Raw genomic sequence first — 22,660 nt, forward strand, 5'->3', positions numbered from 1 at the left:
TGGAAGAAGAAAAAATTCTGGAAAACTATTTACAATTTGAGCAAAGTCATACCCACTTTTTCCAAGAACTTTTAGCGCTTGTGATGACAGCACAAAGAACGATGCGACAACTCTTGCAGGAAGTCGAATTTAACGCCCAAACCGGCACCTATACATATCCGAAAGGCTATACCCAGTCGATGGATGCCTTGAAACAGCGGCTTAATACCGTTCGCGGCGTAGACCCAAAACGGGTCGAAGCGCTGAAAGCCTATCAAGTTTTGGCAGTGGTGTACTACGATGCGGAGGGAAAGCCGCAAGTGATGTGGTTGCTTGAACAAAACGGAGTGGGTGTGCATGACCCGAAACTGAAGAAATACTTAGACAAGGCAGGAAAGTACTTAGACCCAAGTGACTACCAAATTATCACGAATGAGGATTTAAACAAAAAAATCACTGAATCGTGGAAAACTGGCACCTATTATATGGACGGCACGAAATACACAGGTATGGCTGGTGGCACGCTTCGGGCATCCGCGTATGTGGAATCGGTGAAAGGCACGCTGGATGAAAGTGGCTTGATGGACGTGGTGATGGGGTTGGGCTTGAGTACGGCGGCGATTCGGGGGAGTATGACGTATGAGAAAGCTAGCGGGGCTAATATTCCTAAACTTTCTAGTTTGTCCGAAGCAGAAAAATTTAGAATGGCTAATCAATATAAGCAGACTGCACCAGTAGGTATTCCTGACAGTGCAAAAATTAATGCCAAGACTATGAATGCCGGTTATGAACAACTTACTTATAAGTGGAATGATGGTCAATTTAAGTATGAAGTAAGGTGGCATACAAGAACTCCAGGAGCACCTGTAGAACAAGGTAATACATGGGTTGTTCAAAGAACAGTACCTGGGAATGGAGGAAACAAGCCACAAACATTCTTTAAAGTTGGTGATAATGAATGGGTAGAAGGATATAGATGGTATGATGCTATAAATGCTAGAAAAGCAGGAAATGCTACTCCAGAACAAATAAAAATTTTAGATAAGGGTCATTGGAAGGAATGAATAAAATGATTGATAGTAGGTTTTATGAAGGTTTTGAGGGCGAAGCAGAGCTTACCTTTGTTGCTGATAATAATAAACTTGTAATTTGGAATGGCTATTTCGAGACTACTTTAGATAACTTATTAGATTGTAATGTAGAAAAAGAGGGAATTGTGAAGGAATATTTTAATCATGAAGGATGGTATGATGATTCACCATGGTTGATAAAAGATAATTCTCTTACTATTAATCAATTAAAACGTTTTGATATTAATAAAATTAATCAAATTTCAATGAAAGATGATCTAGAAGAAATAGTTCAAACGATTATTTCATTTTTAGAAAATAATCGTTTGAGTAAAATCTATATTGAATATGAATAATCAAAAAACAAAAAAGGCACTCAATCACAAGACTGATAATCAAGTTGCCAATAGCTAACAAAAACTAACTGTATTCACTGTATAGAAGTTGCACTACCGAAAAAGATATGAGAAAACTAACTCTACAGAGAAATTAGTATACTCATATCTTTTTAGCTATGTTCAAAAGTATAAAAATCAGTATGTTGCTAGGTATGAGAGGCAGTTTGTCAAGTGAGTAGGAGCTCGGATGTGAACAAAAAAATCTGGTAGTGAGGTTGAAGTAAATATTTTTCCTCGAGTAACTATCAGGTTCTCACGAATTAGGAGTCAGACTTAAAAACGTAGTACGGAAAAATAGAGAAGAGCTATTTCGACAAATATCTACAGCAACACCTTAAATAAACCGATAAAATATTGGCAGATGTTTACAAGACCAATTGGAGCATGACCTTCCGTATCGTAGCAATTAGTGATATAATAGTACCCATGATTTCAATGGACACGGGGGTGCGTTATGGAAAATGCTGAAAAGATGTTACATGCATTAGAGCACGAAGATATGGTTTTGGCTAAAAAATATTTTGATTTGGCAATTCAAAACGGTTCTGACGAGGAGCAATTTTTTCTTGCTGAGCAATTGTTTAGCTTGGGCTTTTTAGATGAAGCGGAGGACTTATATGAGCTTTTGCTTGCGAATTATAAAGATGAAGGGGCACTTCTTGTTCGAGCGGCAGAAGTGGCACTTGAAAAAGACGATATTGATACAGCGCAGGAATATTTGGAAAAAGTGAATAAACAAGATGAAGCTTATCTTGAAAGTTTGCTTGTTTTGGCTGATTTGTATCAAATGCAAGGCTTGTTTGAAGTGACAGAGCAAAAACTGCTTGAGGCAAAAAAATTAGCGCCAAATGAAGCGATTATTGATTTTGCACTCGGGGAATATTATTTGTCACAAGGAAGATTTGCGCTTTCCGTGCAGCATTATCAGGCGGTGCTTGATACAGGCGTGACGGAACTTGCGCAAGGTACGATTTCCGTTTATGAACGTATTGCCGAAGCTTATAGCGCGAGCGGGGCGTTTGAAGAGGCGTTGCCGTTTTATGAAAAGGCACTTTCAGAACATGAATCGGTGGATACGTTGTTTGGGCTAGGGCTTACGGCATTTCAGGCGAGGGAGTATGTGAAGGCGATTCACGCGTTTGAACATTTGAAGGAACACGACCCGGCGTACACGACGCTCTATCCGTATCTTTCGAAAAGCTATCAGGAAAACGGCGAACAGGAGAAGGCACTTCAGGCGCTCACGGAAGGCTTGAAATATGATGAATTTAATAAAGAGCTTTTTTTCGAGGCTGGAAAAGTGGCAGACCGTTTAGGGAAACTAGATGCGGCAGAGGAGTTTTTCAGGCAAGCAATTGTGTTGGATGAGGAGTACTCGGCGGCTATTTTAGAACTAAACAAACTCCTTTTAGCAAAAGAAGATTTTGAAGGTTTGCTTGAGGTCACAGAGGCACTTTCTGAGGAGCTTGTGACGGAGCCGCAAATTTTTTGGGACTTAAGTGTTGCATACAGCGGCGTGGAACAATATAATAAAGCAAAAGAAAATTTTGAAAAAGCTTATCCTCTTTTTGAAGACAATCCGACTTTTTTACGGGAATATGGTTTATTCCTGCGAGAAGAAGGAGAAACTCAGAAAGCTCGCGAAATTTTCGAGCGTTACTTGAATTTTGAGCCTGAGGATGCGGAAATTCGAAATTTACTTGAGTTTTAATCAACTTTCGGAAGGAGTGAGTGTGATGAAGGCATCCATTTCTGTAGATGAGAAGAAAGATTTTATTCGCTGGCTTTTAAATACGCATCAAATGAAGATGCGGGAAGCAATGTGGGTGTTAAACTATATTGCGGGTCATGATCAAATTATACAATATGTGCATTTTGTAGATGACTTAGAAGGCTGCAATCGCGGGCTCGTTCTTTCTGCTGAAGGTGTGGACTTTGAACCATTCCGCTTTTTTAAAGGAAAGTTAACAACGAGTAACCCGGAAAAAGCATTTCATGATATTCGTTTAAATTGGGACGAGGAATTATATATTGTGCTTCATTTTAGCGACGCGCTTAGTTCTCCTGAATATGCGCTTGTACGTGAAGATAACCCACATAAAGACTTGCAAATTGGCGAAGAAGAACAGCAGCTTGCGACAGACTTCTTAGATCGTACGCTCAGTAGTTTCATGATGGAATCGGTTCAAAAGGAAATTGACCGTGCGATTGATGCGGGTGATAAAGAACGTTTCTTAGAACTTACGGCATTTTTAAAGGAAATGAAAGAATAGATATGGCTAAAAACTGGGCAAGTTTTTAAGTTCGAGCGTTTTGCGCCCATTAACTTAAAAGCATGCCTAGTTTTGTGTTTTTTTGAGATTGGGGGAAAATGTTTGTGTATGCGTTACTACAAAACCGTACGTTTTTGCGGTTGCTTTTGATTGTGAACTTGTTAGGTGCTATTTATGGCTACATTTGGTATATTCCGCAACTAGAAATAACACGACCGATATTTTGGCTGTTTGTTCCCGATAGCCCGACTGCTGTTTTGTTTTTCTTTTTTGTGATTGCGGCTTTTTTGGCTAAAAAACATTGGCCACTGATGGAAGCACTGGCGTTTGTAAGTTTGATGAAATACGGTTTATGGGCAGTAGGCATGAATGTTTTCTTAATGATTGACCAACAAACGATTATTTGGACGGGTGTTATGCTCATGATTAGCCATGGCTTTATGGCTATCCAAGCGATGCTTTATGCACCTTTTTATCGCTTTCGTATTGGGCATTTTATGGTTGCGGCCGTTTGGGTATTACATAACGATGTGATTGACTACTTATTTGGGCAAATGCCAATTTATATGGGCTTAGAGCGCTTTTTACCGTATATTGGTTATGCGACATTCTGGCTCACGATTTTTGTTCTGATTTATGTGTACCGGAAGACGTTAAAAGAAGATCGTCTGAAACTTGAATTATTTTAAGATTAGAATTTTCTCATAGTGAGTGAAACCTATTGAGAAGCGCGCAAAGATACTTTATAATTAAAACTAATCAAAGTTAGTATTAGGAGGAAGATGATTTAAATGTCATTAGGATCTTATATAATTTATTTTTTTATTGTCGCAGCGATTCCACTTTGGGCACAATTTCGTGTTAAAAGCACGTATGCGCAGTATTCAAAAGTGCGTGTAAGAAGTGGCCAAACAGGTGCTGAAGTTGCACGAATGATTTTAGATAGAAACGGTCTTTCTAATGTGCCGGTGCACGCCACAAAAGGTGTTTTGAGCGATCATTATGATCCAAGCAAAAAAGCAGTATTCCTTTCAGAATCAAACTATCATGAAGCAACGATTGCGGCAGCAGCAGTAGCCGCTCACGAAGTTGGTCATGCGATTCAAGATAAAGAAGGTTATGCTTTTATGCGTTTCCGTTCGGCATTAGTGCCAGCAACGATGTTTAGTTCAAACATTTCGTGGGTGTTTTTAATCATTGGGATGCTTGCAACGATTCCAAGCCTTATGTTAATCGGAATTGTTTTAATGGCTGTAGGTGTATTGTTCCAAGTCATTACTTTACCTGTTGAATTTGATGCGAGTAAACGTGCACTTGTACAACTTGAAGATGGTGGTTTCTTAGACTCTTCAGAGAATCCACAGGCGAAAAAAGTGCTTAGTGCAGCTGCTATGACTTACGTTGCAGCAATGGCTGTAGCTGTTCTAGAGTTGCTTCGTCTTATCTTGATTTTTACAAATATGAATCGAAATTAGTTATAAAACCTGAGAACAGCTCTCAGGTTTTATTTTGAGAAATAAGGATAAAATGAGGGGGAAATATGGATTTTGATGTGATTGTAATTGGTGGTGGCCCGTCTGGTTTAATGGCGGCTATTCAGGCGGCGGAGAAGAATAAAAAGGTGTTGCTCGTTGAAAAGGGGCCGAAGCTTGGGCGCAAATTGATTTTATCGGGCGGCGGTCGGTGCAATGTCACCAATCGTTTACCTGTAGAGGAAATCATTCGGCATGTGCCAGGGAATGGCCGTTTTTTGTATAGCGCGTTTCACCAATTTGATAACGAGGATATTATTGCGTTCTTTGAAAAACTTGGCGTGCATTTAAAAGAGGAAGATCATGGGCGAATGTTTCCGGTGTCAAATAGTGCACGGTCGGTCGCCGATGCGATGATAAGTCGAATGGAGAAGCTTGGGGTTACGGTGTTTATGAAGACGCCTGTTAAAAAGGTATTGTATGAAAATGGGCAGGTGAAGGGTGTCGAGCTTCTGGACGGACAGGTGAAGACAGCGTATAGCGTCATTGTGGCGGTTGGCGGGAAATCGGTTCCGCGTACGGGTTCAACGGGGGACGGCTATGGTTTTGCAAAGGACGCAGGGCATACGATAACGGAACTTTATCCGACAGAAGTTCCGATTACGTCGCAAGAGCCGTTCATTATGTCGCGCGCACTTCAAGGGATTTCGCTTCGTGATGTGTCGCTTTCGGTTTTAGGGAAGAAAAATAAAATTGTGGTGACGCACCGTATGGATATGATTTTTACGCATTTTGGCATTTCAGGTCCAGCAGCACTTCGGTGTAGTATGTTTGTTAATCAGGCGCTTAGGAAGCAGGATCTTGTGACGATGGAACTCGATTTGTTTCCGGACCTTGGGCTAGAAGAAGTACATCAGAACGTCTTTAAGCTGTTAGAGGAAAATCCAAAAAAAGCTGTTAAAAACGCGCTTTCCCCTTTAATACAAGAAAAATTATTGCTCTTTCTTTTGGAAAAAGTGAGCATTAATCCGGAAAATCATTATAAGCAGGAGAGTACGAAAAAATGGGAGGCATTTGAGCAGCTTTTGAAAAGTTTTGTCTTTACTGTAGACGGGACGCTTGATTTTGAGAAAGCATTTGTGACGGGTGGCGGCGTGCAGACGAAGGAAATCATGCCGAAAGAGATGCAGTCGAAACTGATGCCGGGCTTATTTTTCTGCGGTGAAGTTTTAGATATTAATGGCTACACGGGTGGTTATAATATTACGTGTGCACTTGTGACGGGGCATACGGCGGGGGAATATGCGGCGAAATTTTCTAGTGAGGCAAGGAAAAATGAACTTGTCTAATAATGAAGCAGAGTAGGGTGGCTACTCTGCTTTTTCGTTTAGGAAAGTTGTGACAATTTGTTCGCGTTCTTCTAAAAAGGCGGAATTATTGCGGCTTGGATGAATGCGATTTGTGAGGACGATGAGTCCTTTTTTTTGTACGATGTCAAGGACGATGAAGGTGCCTGTAAATCCAGTATGGTAAAGGGCGTAATGGTCGCCGTTTGGTTTTAAGTCATAGCCAATGCCTCGGTCACGATTTAAATCTTGCGTATAGTTTTCTTGAATGCGGGCAAGGCTTTCGCGCGTTAAAATCGGGGCGCCGTCGTCAAAAAGGAGTGCCGATGCAAAACGTCTGAGGTCATCTAATGTTGAGAAAAGCCCTGCATGACCGGTGTTACCACCTGCGATGAAAGCCTTATGGTCATGGACGGTGCCTGAAATGACGCCGCGTTTTTCGGTTACTTCAGTTGGGACTGAATGGGCTTTGTCAGCCGTAAAGAATGTTGTGTCTTCCATGTGAAGCGGGCGTAAAATGGCGTCGGTTACTTGCGCTTCAAACGGCTTTTCACAAGCTACTTCGATAACTTTACCGAGGAGTAGGAAATTCAAATCGGAGTAGTCCACGATGGTGCGGTTTTTTGCGACTGGACGGGCAGCGCTAATGTAGGCGTCGATGTCGCTAGGCGTTTCAATTGGGAAGCCGGGAATGTTTTTTGGGAGCCCAGTGCGGTGCGTCAAACAGTCGAGTAGTGTCAAATCGGGCGTGTGATAGTCCGGCAAAAAGGTGCCAAGCGAATCCGTTAGGGCTAGTTTTCCGCTCTCAACAAGCTGCATCACACGCGTAGTCGTCGCCACAACTTTCGTGAGTGACGCAATATCGTAAATGTTTTTTTCAAAAGAAAGAAGCGGTTTTTTTGAAGGGCTAATTTGTTTTAAACCGCGAGTGAAGGACTGTGTCGCTTCTTGCGTCAAAAACTGGAAACTCGCTCCTGGCACGGTGCCTGAGTCAACCAGATTTTCGATGCGCATTTTCGTTAGTGGAAACATGGCTACACCTCTTTATAAACAGGCGTCCAGATGGCGTTTTGAACGTCCTCTTCTGCGACCGTTTTAATCCGTGCGACACCGTCTTTGATGGCTGCTTTAGAAACGGCATAAGCGACTTTTTCGCTCGTTTGAAGGAGTTTTGATACGTGAGGTAAAAGTGCTGAGCCTTTATGAGTGGCATCAACTTGTTCTGATACAGCCTTTGCTGCTGCGCGTAGCATGCCATTTGTGATTTTTTCTGCGCGCGAAATGATGGCGCCAAGACCAAGGCCCGGGTAGAGTAGCGCATTGTTCGCTTGACCAATTTCAAACGTTTGCCCGCCGAATTCAACAGGCGCGCTCGGACTGCCCGTCACAATGAGTGCTTTTCCATTTGTCCACTGGATTAAATCGGCAGCTTTTGCTTCAGCGAGTTTTGTAGGATTTGACAGCGGTAAGATGGCCGGACGAATCGTATAGCTGGCCATCTCACGCACCACGTCTTCTGAAAAGGCGGAAGGGACACCGCTTGAACCGATAAGCATCGTTGGTTTGATCAGTCTAACAAGCTCTAAAAGCGAAGTGGTGTCGATGTTCTCAAAATCCGCCCGGTCTCGCGCAAAAGAACGCTGCCCAGTTGTTAAGTCGGCCATGTCATCTGTCACAAGACCATTTCGATCGACTAAATAAAAGGCCTTTTTAGCGTCGTGGCGTGTGACTCCACTACTGTGCATGATTTCATGACAAAGCTCGGTGGCAATACCAATACCCGCCGTTCCTGCGCCAAAAATCAGAATCCGCTGTTTCGCAAGCGGAATTTTGGATACGCATGTTGTTGAAAGTGCAGCCGCGACAACCATTGCGCCAGTTCCTTGAATATCATCGTTAAAGGTGCAGACTTCATCTTTGTAGGTATCTAAAATTCGGCTCGCATTGGCCCGACCGAAGTCCTCAAAATGAAAGACGACTTCTTTGAAAATTTCTTTTGCGGCGGAAATAAATTGCGCGATGAAATGGTCATATTCAGTTTTAGACATGCGCGGCTTGCGCTCGCCGAGATAAAGCGGAGCATTTCGCAAGTCCAAATTGTTCGTGCCAAAATCAATGATGACCGGTAGGCAGCTAGACGGGTCAAGGCCAGCCGCAACGGTATAAACCGCAAGTTTTCCTACCGCGATTTGAACGCTGTTTACGCCCCAGTCACCGATGCCTAAAACACCTTCGCCATCTGTAATGACCATCATTTTAATTTTTTCAGGCTGTCCGCACGCGTTTTTCAGGCTATTGTGTAAAATTTCTGGGCGGAAAGCATTGATAAAAAGCGCATCATCGGTATTTTGAAAGTGCTTGTGGTATTCGGTCACCGCATCACCAATTGTTGGCGTGTAAATAATTGGAAGCAGTTCCGTCACATATTTTTGCACTGTCGCAAAATAAAGCGTCCGATTTTTATTATAAAGGTCCGTCAAATAATAATTTTTTTGCAAGGCATCGGGAAGCGCGTCAAAAATGGCCTTCACGCGTACAATTTGTTCATCTAGCGTTTCCACGTGCGGCGGAAGTAGGCCGTCTAATTCATATTTTTCACGTTCCTCATATGTAAAAGCAGTTCCTTTGTTTAAAAACGGATTTCTTAAAATATTATTTTTCGTCATAAAGTGGCTCCTTTTCAATCTTTGGTTCTATTTTACCGCGTTTTTCAGATAAAATAAAATCCTTGCGCGTACGTAATCCCAAGACCTACCAAATAATGGAATTGTTCCTTGTTTTCAACACCTTCTACAACCATCTTTTTCTTCTTTTTTTCTAAAAAATGATGCAAGTTGGTGAGCACTAATTTTTTCCCGTGATGATTTTGTACGTCTTTCAACAGTTCAGCGTCCGTTTTCACAAAATCAGTCGGGTGCCTTAGAACGCGTGCGATATCTGCATAGCCTGAACCATAGTCATCAATCGCAAATTGCGTGCCAAAACGTCTTTTCAGAGAGGTCATTTTTACGTGCAAGTCGAGCAACTGGCATTCATCAATCACAGATGTTTCTAAAAATTCAAATGTAATTTCGCCACTTTCTTTAAGTAGTTCTTCCAATTCTTGGTAGTGGTGGATAAACGTGTCGTAGGAAATATTTAAAAAAAGTCGTGTGCTTTCGCGCCAACTAAAGTGCTCGATGCCATTTTTAAGCGTGCGCAGTTCAAATTGACTGGTCAAACGGTTTTTCTCGCATTCTTTAATAAAATCCCCAATCGGTACGTTATGAACGCGCGTCAGGGATTCGTAGCCAAAAACATGATTTTCTTGAATGTTCACAATCGGTTGATAAATCGTTTGGAATTCATTGGATTCGATCATATCCAAAATTTGGTTTTTATTCATCTACTAACGTCCTTTTTTATCAAGGCTAACTCTTTATGCATGTAATCAAAGAAATGTGTCGTAGTAGCGTTCGACGTATCCATCTCGTTTAGTTTATCCATTGCTTTTTGATAAAAATCTGGTTGATTTGTTTGCGTGTAGTATTCCGTAAGCATCGCATAAACGGCCGTCGATTCAATACTTTCCACAGGTTCTTTCGTATCCCGATAAAAACGTGCATAAACTCGATTATTTTGTTCCCATTCGCTTTGCAAAAAAGCATCAAAATGCGGTTCTTTTTTATGAGTTAGCGTAACATATTGAATCGCAATTAGCATTTGATCAATCATATTCACTTCATTACCAGTCGTTTCATAACGCCCATCTTGAAAGATTTCATCAAAAAACGGACTAGCTACCGCATTTTCTAGCGGCTTGAAGGCAGCCTTATCAAACCCAGCTTCTTTCATCGCGGTACTATTATAATAACTCAAATGAAGCGTTTTTGCTTTTTCTTTTGTTTTAAAATCGAAAAAATCACGAGGTGTTTGGTTCCCCAAACCATATTTTTTCCAACTCACCGCGATTTTGTTCGCGAAGTCCGCGTACGGAGGGTAATTAAATTGGTCACTTGCCGCCTGAAGAGCTTCATAAATGCGCATATCATCTATAAACGCGTTTGTCGTAATACCATTTCCCATTTTCCACTTAATAAAGGTTTGTTCAGTTAGCAGTTCATTTTGCATCGCCGTAAAAAGTGAATGAAACGTTTGGCTGTCATTGTTTAAAACAAGATACTGCATATATAAACCGATACTTTCCGACAAATAATTGGCATTTTTAGACACTTTATAGTCGGCAATTAACCCGTTTTCTGCCAAATAATTGGTTGCCACATGTTTCTCCACATTTGCCTTTTTCGGCGTTGTTTCTTTTGGCGGACTTTGCGCGCACCCGGCTAGAAATGCGATAAGCGTCAGTAAAAATAATTTTTTAAACATCTTCCAAGCCCTCCTTTGAAAAGCTTGTTAAAACTTGATTCCGTCCGCTTTGTTTGGCAAGATAAAGCGCCTTGTCGGCCGCCTCAAACAAACTTTCTTTCGTTTTATAGTTCGAATCAGGAAATTGCTGACAGGAAACGCCTAAAGAAATTGTCACTTGCCCGCTTTTTGGATTGTAAGGAAACGATGTGCGTTCAATTTGGCTCCGAATAATCTCGGCGATTTGCTGACTTTCTGGAAGCGCCACATTGGGTAATAAAATGGAAAATTCTTCGCCACCAATTCGGGAAATGAGCGCACTTTTTGGCAGCACATGATTGCTTAAAATCACACTAAACTGGGATAAAACCGTATTGCCCGCCTGGTGACCATGGACATCATTAATTTCTTTAAAATTATCTATGTCAATGACGATTAAACTAAGCGGTTTCTTTTTTTTCAAAGAAAGAAGAAAAGCTTTTTCAAATGTTTCTAAAAAATAACGGATATTAGGCAAATTGGTTAGCATATCTGTCATAGCAGAATTTCGAAGCTGAAACATGATTTTATTGCTCTTATCAATATAGTTACAAGCGGCAAATACGAGTGCGCTCGTTAGCATGAAAAGCGCGTAGTAAAGTAAGGCTTCGCTTCCAGTTAAAATGGTGTGGCTGCCAAAGTCGGTGAAGTAGTAGTAAGCGAGAACGGGAATGGCACAGGAAAAGACAATCAAATATTTTTTGAAATAGCTCATGTTAAGTTTGGTGACAATAAAGCAAATAAGATAAAAGCCTGTTAGCAGCAGAATAAATTTAAGCTCATTTTGCGTGGATTCCCCCATCCAAATGTGGCCGATAACCATGAAGCTATAAGCGATGGTGACAGGAATTCGGCCGCCGAAAATGGCAGTGATGAGTAAAATATTCATGCGCATGTTTGTATAAACGACTGTCGCCGCGTCTTGGTCCCCGCGAAAAATAAAATAAATGCCAGCTAAGCCGTAGTAAACACCAATTGAAATACTTAAAAGCAGCTGACTTTTACGATGTAAAAACCAATTGGGTTTTATTTCGCGAAGTTTGCGGAAGGCAATTCCTTGAATGAATAAAATGGCCAGAAATGTCGAGATACTATCAATATAGGCATCAAATTGTGTAGGCATAAAAATTACTCCTTTAATGGAACTGTTAAATGAACTGCTGCATGAACACGGTTTCGTCCATTTTCTTTTGCGATATAAAGCGCCTTATCAGCGGTGTTTAATAAGGCTGCACCACTTTCAAAATCGTGAAGTTCGTCCATCGTTGCAGTGCCAACAGAAATGGTCAAGTGGATATCTTCACGATTAAAAGGGAAATCGGTTTTCTCAATTTTCCCCCTAAGCTGTTCGGCGTAAAGCTTTGCACCGGTGCGTGAAATATTTGGTAATAAAATGGCAAATTCTTCGCCACCAATTCTTGCGATGAGTGTCCCTTTAGGAAAAAGGACTTTTTGTAGGGCGCCACTTAAGCTTGATAAAATAACATTACCCGTTTGATGTCCATATGTATCATTGATATTCTTAAAAAAATCAATATCAAAAATAATAATGCTTAGCGGTGTGCGATTTTTCTTGCTCTCAGCAAATTGTTCGCCTAAACAATTGTCAAAATGACGAAAATTGGCGAGATTTGTTAATGGATCTAAAATAGCTGACTGGCGCAAGGCAAAAATTTGTTTGTTGGAGGAATCAATGAAGTGGGCAGCCAGATATAATAGCAGGCTACAGAAAAAAGAAATGCCAAAAAATAAGAGCCACCTTGGAATAGCTTCCATTTGAAGGGGAATAGCCATTTTAAGATGGAGATAGAAAAGCATGAAGGGCGTAATGCTCAGCTTGCTTAAAATGAACTTTTGAAAAAGCGAGATTTTCAAAGTGTTTACTTGAATACAAATAAGATGGAAAGAGATAATAAAAAAAAGATAGAGAAGTTGAAGGCTCGTGTCTGCGGCTAGCATGAGTTTGCCTACTGCGATGATAATAGTTGCAATAGTAGCGGGGCCTACACCTGAAAATAAGTTTAAAATTAAGATAATGTTGACGAGCATGTCGGTATAAACGCCGTAATCTGTACCTGGCAAGCCACGCAAAATAAAGTACAAACCTAAAACACCATAATACATGCCGATAAAATAACGGATGATATGGTGTTGCCAATTATTAATAAACCAATTTGGTTTTCTTTCGCGAAGTGAACGTAAAATCATACCGTGAAAAAATAGAGCGGATAAAAAAAGTGCCAAACTGGACCATAACGAGTCAATCATATTCCACATAAAAAAAAGCTCCCTTTTTGTAATTCGTACGGGAATTCAGTAAAATAAAAAGATACGGTTAATTCAGAAGGCTAGTCACGGTGCTATTCTGATGATTTAATACATTTATCATATTATTACAAATTAACATATTGTTGTCAATATATGCAAAGGAAGGATAACATGCAGCCAAATGATGCTTTTTTTGAAACTTCAGATACTCTAGTTCAACTTGTCAAAAAACGGAGTGAACACTTGGCGCTGGAAGGCTTTGTAAAAGGTCGTGGTCCCAAAAAACCGCAAGTGATGCTAATTGGGGAGGCGCCGGGTGAAACAGAAATTCATAATTCAATCCCTTTTAGCGGCCGAGCGGGCGCTGAACTAATGAAGTCACTTGAGAGAGCTTTCTTAACGCGTGAGGACGTTTATATAACGAGCGCCGTTCGAAGTCGGCCTTTTAAAGACGTTTACAAGGTGGATGCGAAGTCCGGGGAGCGCGTTTTGAAGCGTTACAATCGTACGCCGAATCAGAAGGAGATTGATGCGCATGCCCCGATTCTTGATGACGAATTGCGGCACATTGAACCGAAAATTATTCTGACAATGGGGAACATTGCTTTAAGACGAATGCTTGGGGGGAAAATAGCGGTTCCAGATGTGCGCGGTCAGCGCCTTTATGTACCTGCACGCGAACTGGTTACGCCTGGTAACCGGGAGTACCAGGATACGGAGCGGAAATTTCGGATGATGGCAACGTTTCATCCGGCGAGTATTTTTTACAATCGAAAATTATTGCCGCTTATTGAAGCTGATTTTGATGCGCTTCGGGTGTGGCTAAAGGAGATTACGACATGAAAATTGCGGTTGTTGGCGCTGGCATTGTTGGTGCGAGTGCGGCCTATCATTTGGCGAAATGGGGACACGAGACGACGATTATTGAGGATAGGGCGCCTGGGCAGGCGACGGAACATGCGGCGGGGATTATTTGTCCGTGGCTTTCAAAACGGCGGAATAAGATTTGGTATGAGCTCGCGAAACATAGCGCTGCTTTTTATCCGCAGCTATCAAGAGAACTGGCGGGGTTTTCTGTGGATTCTGGATACAAACAAGTTGGCACGCTTGCGCTTCGGGGAAATGAAATGGCGCTCGATGCTTTGTTTGCGCTTGCGAAGGAGCGGCGCGTGTCGGCACCTGAAATGGGCGAGGTGATCCGTTTACAGGAAGCGGATGTGAAAAAGCGGTTTCCGCTCGTGCAGCCTGGTTTTGGGGCGGTTTTCGTGAGTGGCGGCGGGCGTGTGAATGGCGCACGGATTCGTGACGCGCTTTTAGACGGGGCGAAACGAAACGGCGCAGTGAAAATGGAGGCGCACGGTAAGGTGAACGCGGCAGGGGCGCTTTTTGCAGGAGAAGAAGAAGTTGCTTTTGATAAAATTGTGCTGGCAGCTGGCGCTTGGATGCCGCGATTCTTGGAGCCACTTGGTTTTGAGGCGGATGTTTTGGCGCAAAAAGGGCAAATTGTGACGATGACTTTTGCTGAGAAAACGGACGACTGGCCAGTTATTTTGCCGCCAGCTGCGAAGAGTATTGTGCCATTTGATGCGGGGCAAATCATGCTCGGGGCCACACATGAAAAAGAAGCCGGCTTCGACCGTGAGCCTACGGAAGCCGGCTATGAGGAAATCATTCGAGAGCTCGCGCCGTTTATTCAGCTGAAAGGCGCACAGACGAGCACAATTTCGGTTGGAACTAGGCCATATACGCCTGATTTTACGCCGTTCATTGGTCAAATCGGAGACACACCAATCTATGCGGCAAATGGCTTAGGGGCATCAGGTTTAACAACGGGTCCTTTTGTTGGAAAACTAATTGCTGAGTGCGCGCTAGGTGAACCGGTTTCGCTGGATATCACACGTTTTGACCCAGCGAATTATATCCGAAAGCGCTAATAAAGCGGATTTTTATTTTCATCCAGCGTAAAGCCTTCACCCATCACATCATGAACGACGCTGACAGAAACGAAAGCGTGTGGGTCGACGGCTTCGATAATATTTTTAAGTTGGATAATTTCGTTTTTTGCAACGACGATATAAAGCACATCTTGGTCAAGTTTGGAAAAGCCGCCGCGACCTTCTAAAATGGTGACACCGCGGTTCATTGCGAGCATGACGTGAGTTGCGATGGCGTTGTTGTCTTTCGAGATTATCATGGCTCCGCGTGCGGCATACGCGCCTTCTTGGACGAAATCAATAACGCGCGCGCCAATGAAGACGGCAACAAGAGTATACATGACTTGTCTAATGTCTAAATAAGAGAGTGAGGCCGTTAAAACAAGTGCATCGATGACGAATAATGTGCGCCCCATGCTAATCCCTTTTTTAAAGTGGAGCAATTTCGCGATAATATCGCTACCGCCTGTTGTCCCGCCGTAGCGAAAGACGAGCCCGAGTCCAACACCAGTGAAACTGCCTGCAAATAAAGCGACGAGCAGTAAATCTGTGTGCAAATCGAGTGTAAACGGGATGCGCTGAAAAATCCATAAGAAAAGTGATAGGCTGATGGTGCCGATACCACTGTAAAGAAAGGTACGAAATCCTAAAATACGCCAGCCTAAAAGGAAGAGTGGAACGTTTAGGATAAGGTTTGAATAGGCAGGATCGATATGGAAGAAGTGTAACAAAAGGAGTGTAATCCCTGTTAAACCACCTTCACCGAGTCCGTTTTGAATATTAAAATTGACAAGACCAAATGCATAAATGGCTGTGCCAAGCAAGATGAAAAGAATATTTTTAACCCGAAGTGTTTTGAACATAATCTGCTCCTTTCAAGATTTTTAGAATAACGTTATAATAATACTATTAGTGTACCAAAAAATGGGAGGTAAAGCGCGTGACAAAGACGATAAGAGAGATGCAACATGAAGTAGATGCTTTTATTGGACAATTTGAAGAAGGCTATTTTTCGCCACTTGCGATGATGGCAAGAATGACAGAGGAAACTGGTGAACTTGCGCGTGAAATCAACCATTACTACGGCGAAAAGCCGAAAAAATCATCAGAAGGCGAGAAAACGATTCAAGAGGAACTGGGCGATTGTCTTTTCGTACTAACGTGTATGGCGAATTCGTTACATATTGATTTGGAAGAAGCGCATGACACAGTGATGCAAAAATTTGCGACACGCGACATAAATCGCTGGACGAAAAAGGAGGAAGAAAAATGATACGAGTAGCAGTATCTGGTTATAAAGGTAGAATGGGACATGAGGTCGTAAAAACGGTGTTACGAGAAAGCGACTTGGAACTTGTTGGTGTGTTAGATAAAGATCCAGTAGAAAAAAATATAAATGAATTAGCGGAATTTAGTGAACTAAATGTGCCGGTATTTGGTGATTTAGGACAGCTCCTTACCGAAGTGAAGCCAGAAGCTGTTGTGGACTTTACGATGCCAAGTGTGGCGTATTCTAATACGAAAAAAATTATTGAGCACGGGGTACGCGCGATTGTTGGCACAACTGGATTTTCGCCCGAGCAAATCGAAGAACTGACAAAGCTTGCTGCGGATAAAAAAATCGGCAGTTTGATTGCCCCTAATTTTGCTGTTGGTGCTGTTTTGATGATGCAATTTGCTGAAAAAGCGGCGGCGTATTTTCCAAATGTTGAAATTATCGAGCTCCACCATGATAAAAAATTAGATGCCCCGAGCGGAACCGCGGTAAAAACGGCGGAAATGATTTCCAAAACACGTGAAAAGATTAAACAAGGCGCGATTGGGGAAGAAGAAACTATTCAAGGTGCTCGCGGTGCCGATTATGAAGGCATGCGCATTCATAGTGTTCGCTTACCGGGACTCGTCGCCCATCAAGAAGTTATTTTTGGTTCAGAAGGGCAAGGGCTGACCATTCGGCACGACTCTTATGACCGTATTTCCTTCATGTCAGGCGTTGCGCTTGCTATCCGTAAAACAGCCGAATTCGATACGCTCATTTACGGACTTGAAAATATTTTATGATGGAAGTGAAAAAAATGAATATTGCCCTGATTGCTCACGATGAAAAAAAGGAACAAATTATTGAACTTGCGCTAAGCTACAAAAATTATTTGAAGCCGCACACGCTTTTTGCAACTGGCACGACTGGAAAGCGAATCATCGAAGAAGTAGGGCTTGATGTCCATCGTTTTAAATCCGGACCGCACGGTGGTGACCAGCAAATTGGTGCGAAAATATCGGAAAATCAGATGGACTTAGTCATTTTTTTACGTGACCCATTAACAGCACAGCCGCACGAGCCAGATGTGACGGCGCTAATCAGACTTTGTGATGTATATGCGATTCCGCTTGCGACGAACATCGGGACAGCGGAAGTACTGCTTCGCGGACTTTCAAAAGGCTTTTTAGATTGGCGGAAACTACGACGTGACGACACGTTTTAAGAAACGAGAGAGAGCGATGAATCAACTATTTAAACAAGCCATTCCAGTTTTAGAAAAATTAGAAGCGGCAGGATATGAGGCGTATTTTGTCGGTGGTTCAGTGCGTGATACGCTCCTAGACCGCGAAATTGATGATATTGACATTGCCACAAGCGCCTTCCCGGAAGAAGTGAAATTGCTTTTTCCGGCTACATATGACACCGGCATCGAACACGGGACGATTACGGTTCGCTATGAAACGGAATATTATGAAGTGACAACGTTTCGTACAGACGGGAAATACGAGGACTTCAGACGCCCGACAGACGTTACGTTCGTGCGTTCGCTAGAAGAGGATTTACTGCGTCGTGATTTTACGATGAATGCCATTGCGATGGATAAAAACGGGGTGTACCATGACCCATTTCACGGGCGCGATGCGATTCGCATGAAAATGATTTGTGCGGTAGGTGATGCAAAAACGCGCTTCCACGAGGACGCTCTCCGAATGATGCGCGCAGTTCGCTTCGTCAGCCAACTTGGTTTTGCGCTTGAAGCTGAAACGAAAGCGGCGCTCATTTCGGAAGTGGGCCTTCTAACGCATACTGCTACGGAACGGAAAGCTGTGGAGTGGGTTAAATTGATGCGCGGGGCTTTTCGGAAAGACGCCCTCCAAGTCGTGCTGCAAGCTAACATGGAAAACTATTTGCCGCAACTTGCTGGCAGAAAATCGGAACTTGCCGAGCTTTGCGCGTTTCATTTTACGGATAATCCGACAGAAGAGGAAATTTGGCTCGCGCTGCTCCTTGCTGTTCGGCCGAATGAGGCGGTTTCATTTTTGAAAGCTTGGAAGTTGCCAACAAAGCGCATTCAGCTCGTAACGGCTGCGTATGTACTCATTCTAGATGATGTTTCTTGGAATCCGCTAACTGTATTTCAAGCTGGGTCTACTTTAGTCGATTTAGTTGAAGCGGGACGCGCGTTTTATTCAGGAGAGAAAAAAGTGGCTGATGCACTTGAAATTTACGAAAAGTTGCCGATTAAATCTCGGCGGGAGCTTGCGATTTCGGGAACGGAACTAATGGAAATGTTCGGCAAACCGGGCGGCTTATGGCTTCGGGAATTGCTTTTAAAGATTGAGCGGGCGGTTGTTTTTCGGGAAGTGGAAAATGAAGAGGAAGCGATTCGGAGGTGGTTACGACGTGGCTAATCAAAATCGAGAGAAATTGCTCGCGCTTTTTGCGAAGCGTCAAGGTGAGTTTTTATCGGGTCAGCAAATTGCAGATTTACTTGGTTTATCGCGCACGGCGGTATGGAAACATATGGAAAGTCTGCGAAATGAAGGTTTTGAAATTGAAGCGGTTCGAAATAAAGGTTATCGCCTAGTTAAAAATAGCGATTCCTTTTCAAAAGACAGCATTTTAATTGGCTTGCATACGAAATTTATGGGGCAAAAACTGTATTTTTACGATGAAGTCGATTCGACGCAATTTGTGGCGCATCAAAAAATTAGCGAGGGTGCTACGAGTGGCACGGTTGTGGTTAGCGAGTTGCAAACAAGCGGCAAAGGTCGCCTAGCGCGCGTCTGGGATTCGCAAAGCGGCAAAGGTATTTGGATGAGTGTCATTTTAAAGCCGCAAATTGCGATGCAAAAAGTGCCACAGTTTACGTTCATCGCTTCGCTCGCGGTGGCAACAGCGATAGAGGAAATCACGAAACTCGAACCGCAAATTAAATGGCCAAACGATATTTACATTGGCCGACAAAAAGTGTGTGGTGTTTTAACGGAAATGCGCGCTGAAGCGGCTTCTGTTGAGGCGGTCATCATCGGCATCGGCATCAATGTCAATCAAATGACGTTCCCAGTGGAGATTCAAGAAAAGGCGACTTCGCTTGCGCTCCAGGCGGGGCATGCTATTTCGCGCACGGCGCTCATTCAAGAAATTTTAAAACAGCTTGAAAAATATTACCAGCTGTTCATGGCGGAAGGATTCCGTCCGATTAAGCTACTTTGGGAAGACAAGGCGATTCCTTTTGGGGAAAAAATTACGGTTTCAACGATGCAAGGACAACTGGCTGGCTTTGCCGAAGGAATTTCAGATGACGGTGTTTTACTCGTTCGTGACGAATCAAACGTACTGCACCAAATTTATTCAGCGGATATTGATTTCAACTCCTAAAATTGTTTTTCTGCTACGGAAAATTAGAAAATCAAGCCGAATGGTTTGGTGAAATTGAATTTTGTGGGGCTAGACCCTTTAGAAAATGCTAAACTTAGCATTTTCTTTTTTTACAGAGATTGTGTAAAATGAAAATGAATTAGGAGGTTGGACATGAAAAAAATCATGCTGTTTGTTGGTGTTTGTGTGTTAGGGTTGGTTCTTTCGGCCTGTTCGCAAACGGAAGAAAAAAAAGCGGTGGAAAAGGAAAAGACGGAAAAAACAAGTGAAGCTGCGAAAGCTTTTTTAACGACAATTGGAACGAGCGAATTTGCGGATAAAAAAGATGGCTTTGTTTATGTAGGACGCCCGTCTTGTGTGGATTGCCAAGCTTTTCAACCGATTTTAAAAGAAGTACTTCAAGAGGAAAATTGGCCGGAGAAAATGGCTTATTATAATACAGATGCGGCAAGTAAAGAAAATCGTGACAAAATGATGGACTTGCTGAAAGGAATGGATATTGATTCTGTGCCTACAATGGTTTATTTGAAAGATGGCAAAGTGGCATCTAAATTTTTAGGGAACGATAGTAAGGCCGATTTAAAAACATGGCTGGAGAAAAATATGTAAAAAAACCGCAAGGCTCTTAAATTTGCCTGCCCTAGCCTCGATTTAGGCGAGGGCTTTTTTAAGTAAGTGTACTTTATAGCGATGTACAAATATGCTAAACTAACAGAGGAAGCAAAGACAATGATCGTATTCGGATGAAACGATACCGTAAAGCTTCTTTTTCAACTTAATTTTTGCCGTGATTCATTTATGAACATGGACGAAAGGATGCGTTAAAATGAAAACTCCAATTGATTTTTTGAACATGAAGCAAAAGCAAGAAAAAATAACGATGCTGACTGCTTATGATTACCCTTCTGCCAAAAATGCGGAAGCCGCTGAAATCGACATGATTTTAGTTGGTGACTCGCTTGGCATGACGGTGTTAGGTTACGATTCAACAATTCCAGTGACGCTCTCGGATATGATTCACCATACAAAAGCGGTGAAGCGTGGGGCGAAAAATACATTTGTTGTGACCGATATGCCGTTTATGACGTACCACGGGACAGAAAGCGAAACGGTAGAACGCGCGCGGACACTCATTCAAGAAAGTGGTGCAAATGCGGTGAAACTGGAAGGTGCTGGTGATGTTGTGCGACATATTGCGGCACTGACGACGGCTGGGGCACCTGTTGTCGCGCATCTTGGTTTGACGCCTCAGGCTATTGGGCTTACAGGAAGCTACAAAGTCCGTGCAAAATCGCAAGAAGAGGCTAAGAAATTGTTAGACGATGCTAAAAAGATAGAGGCAGCAGGTGCTATTGCGCTCGTTTTAGAGGCGATTCCCAAACAGCTTGCTGAGCAAGTGACGAAAAATATAAGTATCCCAACAATTGGGATTGGCGCAGGTGCTGGAACTGATGGGCAAGTACTGGTCTATCATGATGTCATCGGGTATGGTATTTCGCGGCGCGCTAAATTTGTGAAGGCTTATGCGGAAGTTGATGAGCTGATTGAAAAGGCACTTACTACTTATGTGCAAGATGTCAAAACGCAAGCTTTTCCAGAAGAGAGCCATAGCTTTACGATGAATGAAGAAGAGCTAAAAGGCTTATACGGGGGAAAATAAGATGAAAATTGTACGCACAAAAACGGAACTCCGCGAAACGCTTCGTGCGGTGGACTCGAAATCGGTTGGCTTCGTTCCAACGATGGGTTATTTACATGTTGGTCATCTTACGCTCGTTCGGGAAGCAAGGCGAGAAAATGAAGTGGTTGTGATGAGTATTTTTGTGAATCCGACGCAATTTGGGCCGAATGAAGATTTAGATACCTATCCGCGTGATGAAAAACGCGATATTGAACTGGCAGAAGGAGCCCACGTGGATATTCTCTTTTTGCCGAGTGTCGCGGAAATGTATCCGGTGGAATTATCAACGGCGCTGCATGTTACAAAGCGTGTTGATGTGCTTGACGGGGCGAAACGGCCGGGTCATTTTGATGGCGTCGTTACTGTATTGCTCAAACTATTCCATCTTGTTGGCCCCGACCGTGCTTATTTTGGGCAAAAAGATGCCCAGCAAGTTGCGGTTGTGGAAGGACTTGTTCGTGATTATTTTCTACCGATTACCATTCGGCGTGTAGCGACAGTGCGCGAACAAGATGGCCTTGCGAAAAGCAGTCGAAATGTCAATTTATCCACCGCTGAACGAAATGAGGCGCCGATCATTCATCAAGCCCTTTTAGCTGGGAAGAAACGCATTTTGGAAGGCGTAAACGATGAGGCTGTCATTTTAGCCGAGGTACGAGCGGTTCTTGGAAATGTGGCACAGAAAGTGGACGACTTGGCGCTCTACGAATATCCTGATTTTACTGCGGTGTCTGATTTCTCAAATTCGCTTATTTTAGCCATAGCAGTGCAGTATGAAAAGGCGCGTTTAATTGATAACGAAATTATAAAGCGAGGTGAGTATGATGCTTAGAACGATGATGCATGCGAAAATTCACCGCGCGACGGTTACGGAAGCGAATTTAAATTATGTGGGGAGCATTACGATTGATGCGGCGCTTTTAGAGGCGACGGGCTTACTGCCAAACGAAAAAGTACAGATTGTGAACAATAATAACGGTGCGCGTTTAGAGACCTACATTATTGCGGGTGAAAAAAATAGTGGTGTAATTTGTTTAAACGGGGCGGCAGCTAGGCTTGTGTCACCCGGGGATATCGTTATTATTATGGGCTATGGTTTGTTTGAAACGAACGATGCCAAAACGATGACGCCGAAAGTGATTGTGTTAGATGAAAACAATCAAATTGTAGAACGACTTTACGAAGAAAAAGCGAATACAACGTTGTAAAAAAAC

General features: G+C 42.8%; 25 protein-coding genes. 18 read left to right on the forward strand and 7 right to left on the reverse strand.

What is annotated here, in order from left to right; genetic code table 11:
- The 7 genes from CFS60_RS13885 to CFS60_RS00035 all read left to right on the forward strand — a co-directional run.
- Window positions 1-1,043 (forward strand): transposase (locus tag CFS60_RS13885; RefSeq protein ID WP_179946591.1); only part of this gene is annotated, 1,043 nt, incomplete at its 5' end.
- 5 nt (window positions 1,044-1,048) lie between these two features.
- Window positions 1,049-1,405, forward strand: coding sequence for a hypothetical protein (locus CFS60_RS00010; RefSeq protein ID WP_088808554.1), 357 nt, complete (start codon window positions 1,049-1,051; stop codon window positions 1,403-1,405).
- 496 nt (window positions 1,406-1,901) lie between these two features.
- Window positions 1,902-3,158, forward strand: coding sequence for a tetratricopeptide repeat protein (locus tag CFS60_RS00015; protein WP_088815102.1), 1,257 nt, complete (start codon window positions 1,902-1,904; stop codon window positions 3,156-3,158).
- 25 nt (window positions 3,159-3,183) lie between these two features.
- Window positions 3,184-3,720, forward strand: coding sequence for a ReoY family proteolytic degradation factor (locus CFS60_RS00020; protein WP_088808556.1), 537 nt, complete (start codon window positions 3,184-3,186; stop codon window positions 3,718-3,720).
- Window positions 3,721-3,818: 98 nt separating this feature from the next.
- Window positions 3,819-4,409, forward strand: coding sequence for a DUF1405 domain-containing protein (locus CFS60_RS00025; protein ID WP_179946361.1), 591 nt, complete (start codon window positions 3,819-3,821; stop codon window positions 4,407-4,409).
- A 102-nt stretch (window positions 4,410-4,511) separates the two neighbouring features.
- Window positions 4,512-5,195, forward strand: a complete 684-nt coding sequence (locus CFS60_RS00030) for a zinc metallopeptidase (protein WP_088808557.1) — start codon at window positions 4,512-4,514, stop codon at window positions 5,193-5,195.
- A gap of 65 nt (window positions 5,196-5,260) precedes the next feature.
- A complete protein-coding gene (locus CFS60_RS00035; protein ID WP_088825316.1) occupies window positions 5,261-6,541 on the forward strand; it encodes an NAD(P)/FAD-dependent oxidoreductase in 1,281 nt (426 codons plus the stop codon).
- Window positions 6,542-6,562: 21 nt separating this feature from the next.
- Here the strand turns inward: CFS60_RS00035 and CFS60_RS00040 are convergent, their stop codons facing one another.
- Genes CFS60_RS00040 through CFS60_RS00065 form a run of 6 tightly spaced genes read right to left on the reverse strand, consistent with a single transcriptional unit; the run spans window position 6,563 to window position 13,198 of the window.
- On the reverse strand, window positions 6,563-7,570 hold the full coding sequence (locus CFS60_RS00040) for a serine hydrolase (protein WP_088815104.1): 1,008 nt from the start codon (window positions 7,568-7,570) through the stop codon (window positions 6,563-6,565).
- Between the two features lie 2 nt (window positions 7,571-7,572).
- Complete coding sequence (locus tag CFS60_RS00045; RefSeq protein WP_088838662.1) at window positions 7,573-9,204, reverse strand: NAD-dependent malic enzyme; 1,632 nt, start codon at window positions 9,202-9,204, stop codon at window positions 7,573-7,575.
- A 44-nt stretch (window positions 9,205-9,248) separates the two neighbouring features.
- Window positions 9,249-9,923 carry an EAL domain-containing protein gene (locus CFS60_RS00050; protein WP_088808561.1) on the reverse strand — a complete coding sequence of 225 codons (675 nt, stop codon included), beginning with the start codon at window positions 9,921-9,923 and terminating at the stop codon, window positions 9,249-9,251.
- The gene (locus CFS60_RS00055) at window positions 9,920-10,903 is read right to left on the reverse strand and encodes a glycoside transferase (protein ID WP_088808562.1); all 984 of its coding nucleotides are present in this window, start codon (window positions 10,901-10,903) and stop codon (window positions 9,920-9,922) included. The genes CFS60_RS00050 and CFS60_RS00055 overlap by 4 nt, the downstream gene beginning before the upstream one ends.
- Window positions 10,896-12,044 carry a GGDEF domain-containing protein gene (locus tag CFS60_RS00060; RefSeq protein ID WP_088808563.1) on the reverse strand — a complete coding sequence of 383 codons (1,149 nt, stop codon included), beginning with the start codon at window positions 12,042-12,044 and terminating at the stop codon, window positions 10,896-10,898. The genes CFS60_RS00055 and CFS60_RS00060 overlap by 8 nt, the downstream gene beginning before the upstream one ends.
- 5 nt (window positions 12,045-12,049) lie before the next feature.
- Window positions 12,050-13,198, reverse strand: coding sequence for a sensor domain-containing diguanylate cyclase (locus CFS60_RS00065; RefSeq protein WP_088808564.1), 1,149 nt, complete (start codon window positions 13,196-13,198; stop codon window positions 12,050-12,052).
- 162 nt (window positions 13,199-13,360) lie between these two features.
- Here CFS60_RS00065 and CFS60_RS00070 point away from each other — a divergent pair, with 162 nt between their 5' ends.
- Both CFS60_RS00070 and CFS60_RS00075 read left to right on the forward strand, forming a co-directional pair.
- Complete coding sequence (locus CFS60_RS00070) at window positions 13,361-14,032, forward strand: uracil-DNA glycosylase (protein WP_117584595.1); 672 nt, start codon at window positions 13,361-13,363, stop codon at window positions 14,030-14,032.
- A complete protein-coding gene (locus CFS60_RS00075; protein WP_088838663.1) occupies window positions 14,029-15,123 on the forward strand; it encodes an FAD-binding oxidoreductase in 1,095 nt (364 codons plus the stop codon). The genes CFS60_RS00070 and CFS60_RS00075 overlap by 4 nt, the downstream gene beginning before the upstream one ends.
- On the opposite strand, the gene CFS60_RS00080 is transcribed toward CFS60_RS00075, so the two are convergent.
- Window positions 15,120-15,986 carry a YitT family protein gene (locus tag CFS60_RS00080; RefSeq protein ID WP_088808566.1) on the reverse strand — a complete coding sequence of 289 codons (867 nt, stop codon included), beginning with the start codon at window positions 15,984-15,986 and terminating at the stop codon, window positions 15,120-15,122. The two genes, CFS60_RS00075 and CFS60_RS00080, sit on opposite strands and share 4 nt — an antisense overlap.
- A gap of 77 nt (window positions 15,987-16,063) precedes the next feature.
- Here CFS60_RS00080 and CFS60_RS00085 point away from each other — a divergent pair, with 77 nt between their 5' ends.
- From CFS60_RS00085 to panD, 9 genes are all read left to right on the forward strand, one after another.
- Window positions 16,064-16,396, forward strand: a complete 333-nt coding sequence (locus tag CFS60_RS00085) for a nucleotide pyrophosphohydrolase (protein ID WP_088808567.1) — start codon at window positions 16,064-16,066, stop codon at window positions 16,394-16,396.
- Window positions 16,396-17,184, forward strand: coding sequence for a 4-hydroxy-tetrahydrodipicolinate reductase (dapB, locus tag CFS60_RS00090; protein WP_088809057.1), 789 nt, complete (start codon window positions 16,396-16,398; stop codon window positions 17,182-17,184). The genes CFS60_RS00085 and dapB overlap by 1 nt, the downstream gene beginning before the upstream one ends.
- A gap of 14 nt (window positions 17,185-17,198) precedes the next feature.
- Window positions 17,199-17,606, forward strand: coding sequence for a methylglyoxal synthase (locus CFS60_RS00095; RefSeq protein WP_088808568.1), 408 nt, complete (start codon window positions 17,199-17,201; stop codon window positions 17,604-17,606).
- Window positions 17,607-17,622: 16 nt separating this feature from the next.
- A complete protein-coding gene (locus tag CFS60_RS00100; protein ID WP_088808569.1) occupies window positions 17,623-18,795 on the forward strand; it encodes a CCA tRNA nucleotidyltransferase in 1,173 nt (390 codons plus the stop codon).
- The gene (locus CFS60_RS00105; protein WP_244169910.1) at window positions 18,788-19,765 is read left to right on the forward strand and encodes a biotin--[acetyl-CoA-carboxylase] ligase; all 978 of its coding nucleotides are present in this window, start codon (window positions 18,788-18,790) and stop codon (window positions 19,763-19,765) included. Before CFS60_RS00100 ends, CFS60_RS00105 begins: the two co-directional genes overlap by 8 nt.
- 153 nt (window positions 19,766-19,918) lie before the next feature.
- Window positions 19,919-20,374 carry a thioredoxin family protein gene (locus CFS60_RS00110; RefSeq protein WP_088808571.1) on the forward strand — a complete coding sequence of 152 codons (456 nt, stop codon included), beginning with the start codon at window positions 19,919-19,921 and terminating at the stop codon, window positions 20,372-20,374.
- 217 nt (window positions 20,375-20,591) lie between these two features.
- Complete coding sequence (gene panB / locus CFS60_RS00115; RefSeq protein WP_088808572.1) at window positions 20,592-21,425, forward strand: 3-methyl-2-oxobutanoate hydroxymethyltransferase; 834 nt, start codon at window positions 20,592-20,594, stop codon at window positions 21,423-21,425.
- 1 nt (window position 21,426) lies between these two features.
- On the forward strand, window positions 21,427-22,278 hold the full coding sequence (gene panC, locus CFS60_RS00120) for a pantoate--beta-alanine ligase (RefSeq protein ID WP_088808573.1): 852 nt from the start codon (window positions 21,427-21,429) through the stop codon (window positions 22,276-22,278).
- The gene (panD, locus tag CFS60_RS00125) at window positions 22,271-22,654 is read left to right on the forward strand and encodes an aspartate 1-decarboxylase (protein WP_088808574.1); all 384 of its coding nucleotides are present in this window, start codon (window positions 22,271-22,273) and stop codon (window positions 22,652-22,654) included. The genes panC and panD overlap by 8 nt, the downstream gene beginning before the upstream one ends.
- Window positions 22,655-22,660: the final 6 nt, after the last annotated feature.

Source organism: Listeria sp. ILCC792 (assembly GCF_900186135.1).
Taxonomy (GTDB): Bacteria; Bacillota; Bacilli; order Lactobacillales; family Listeriaceae; genus Listeria; species Listeria goaensis.

What these genes read in the sequence shown, in the direction of transcription:
- CFS60_RS00065 (WP_088808564.1), bottom strand. Translation starts at nt 13,198, where the DNA reads ATGTGGAATATGATTGACTCGTTATGGTCCAGTTTGGCACTTTTTTTA.
- CFS60_RS00110 (WP_088808571.1), top strand. Translation starts at nt 19,919, where the DNA reads ATGAAAAAAATCATGCTGTTTGTTGGTGTTTGTGTGTTAGGGTTGGTT.
- CFS60_RS00030 (WP_088808557.1), top strand. Translation starts at nt 4,512, where the DNA reads ATGTCATTAGGATCTTATATAATTTATTTTTTTATTGTCGCAGCGATT.
- CFS60_RS00025 (WP_179946361.1), top strand. Translation starts at nt 3,819, where the DNA reads ATGTTTGTGTATGCGTTACTACAAAACCGTACGTTTTTGCGGTTGCTT.
- CFS60_RS00060 (WP_088808563.1), bottom strand. Translation starts at nt 12,044, where the DNA reads ATGCCTACACAATTTGATGCCTATATTGATAGTATCTCGACATTTCTG.
- CFS60_RS00075 (WP_088838663.1), top strand. Translation starts at nt 14,029, where the DNA reads ATGAAAATTGCGGTTGTTGGCGCTGGCATTGTTGGTGCGAGTGCGGCC.
- panB (WP_088808572.1), top strand. Translation starts at nt 20,592, where the DNA reads ATGAAAACTCCAATTGATTTTTTGAACATGAAGCAAAAGCAAGAAAAA.
- CFS60_RS00045 (WP_088838662.1), bottom strand. Translation starts at nt 9,204, where the DNA reads ATGACGAAAAATAATATTTTAAGAAATCCGTTTTTAAACAAAGGAACT.
- panC (WP_088808573.1), top strand. Translation starts at nt 21,427, where the DNA reads ATGAAAATTGTACGCACAAAAACGGAACTCCGCGAAACGCTTCGTGCG.
- CFS60_RS00015 (WP_088815102.1), top strand. Translation starts at nt 1,902, where the DNA reads ATGGAAAATGCTGAAAAGATGTTACATGCATTAGAGCACGAAGATATG.
- CFS60_RS00020 (WP_088808556.1), top strand. Translation starts at nt 3,184, where the DNA reads ATGAAGGCATCCATTTCTGTAGATGAGAAGAAAGATTTTATTCGCTGG.
- CFS60_RS00040 (WP_088815104.1), bottom strand. Translation starts at nt 7,570, where the DNA reads ATGTTTCCACTAACGAAAATGCGCATCGAAAATCTGGTTGACTCAGGC.
- CFS60_RS00095 (WP_088808568.1), top strand. Translation starts at nt 17,199, where the DNA reads ATGAATATTGCCCTGATTGCTCACGATGAAAAAAAGGAACAAATTATT.
- CFS60_RS00010 (WP_088808554.1), top strand. Translation starts at nt 1,049, where the DNA reads ATGATTGATAGTAGGTTTTATGAAGGTTTTGAGGGCGAAGCAGAGCTT.
- CFS60_RS00080 (WP_088808566.1), bottom strand. Translation starts at nt 15,986, where the DNA reads ATGTTCAAAACACTTCGGGTTAAAAATATTCTTTTCATCTTGCTTGGC.
- CFS60_RS00070 (WP_117584595.1), top strand. Translation starts at nt 13,361, where the DNA reads ATGCAGCCAAATGATGCTTTTTTTGAAACTTCAGATACTCTAGTTCAA.
- CFS60_RS00055 (WP_088808562.1), bottom strand. Translation starts at nt 10,903, where the DNA reads ATGTTTAAAAAATTATTTTTACTGACGCTTATCGCATTTCTAGCCGGG.
- CFS60_RS00100 (WP_088808569.1), top strand. Translation starts at nt 17,623, where the DNA reads ATGAATCAACTATTTAAACAAGCCATTCCAGTTTTAGAAAAATTAGAA.
- CFS60_RS00050 (WP_088808561.1), bottom strand. Translation starts at nt 9,923, where the DNA reads ATGAATAAAAACCAAATTTTGGATATGATCGAATCCAATGAATTCCAA.
- CFS60_RS00035 (WP_088825316.1), top strand. Translation starts at nt 5,261, where the DNA reads ATGGATTTTGATGTGATTGTAATTGGTGGTGGCCCGTCTGGTTTAATG.
- panD (WP_088808574.1), top strand. Translation starts at nt 22,271, where the DNA reads ATGCTTAGAACGATGATGCATGCGAAAATTCACCGCGCGACGGTTACG.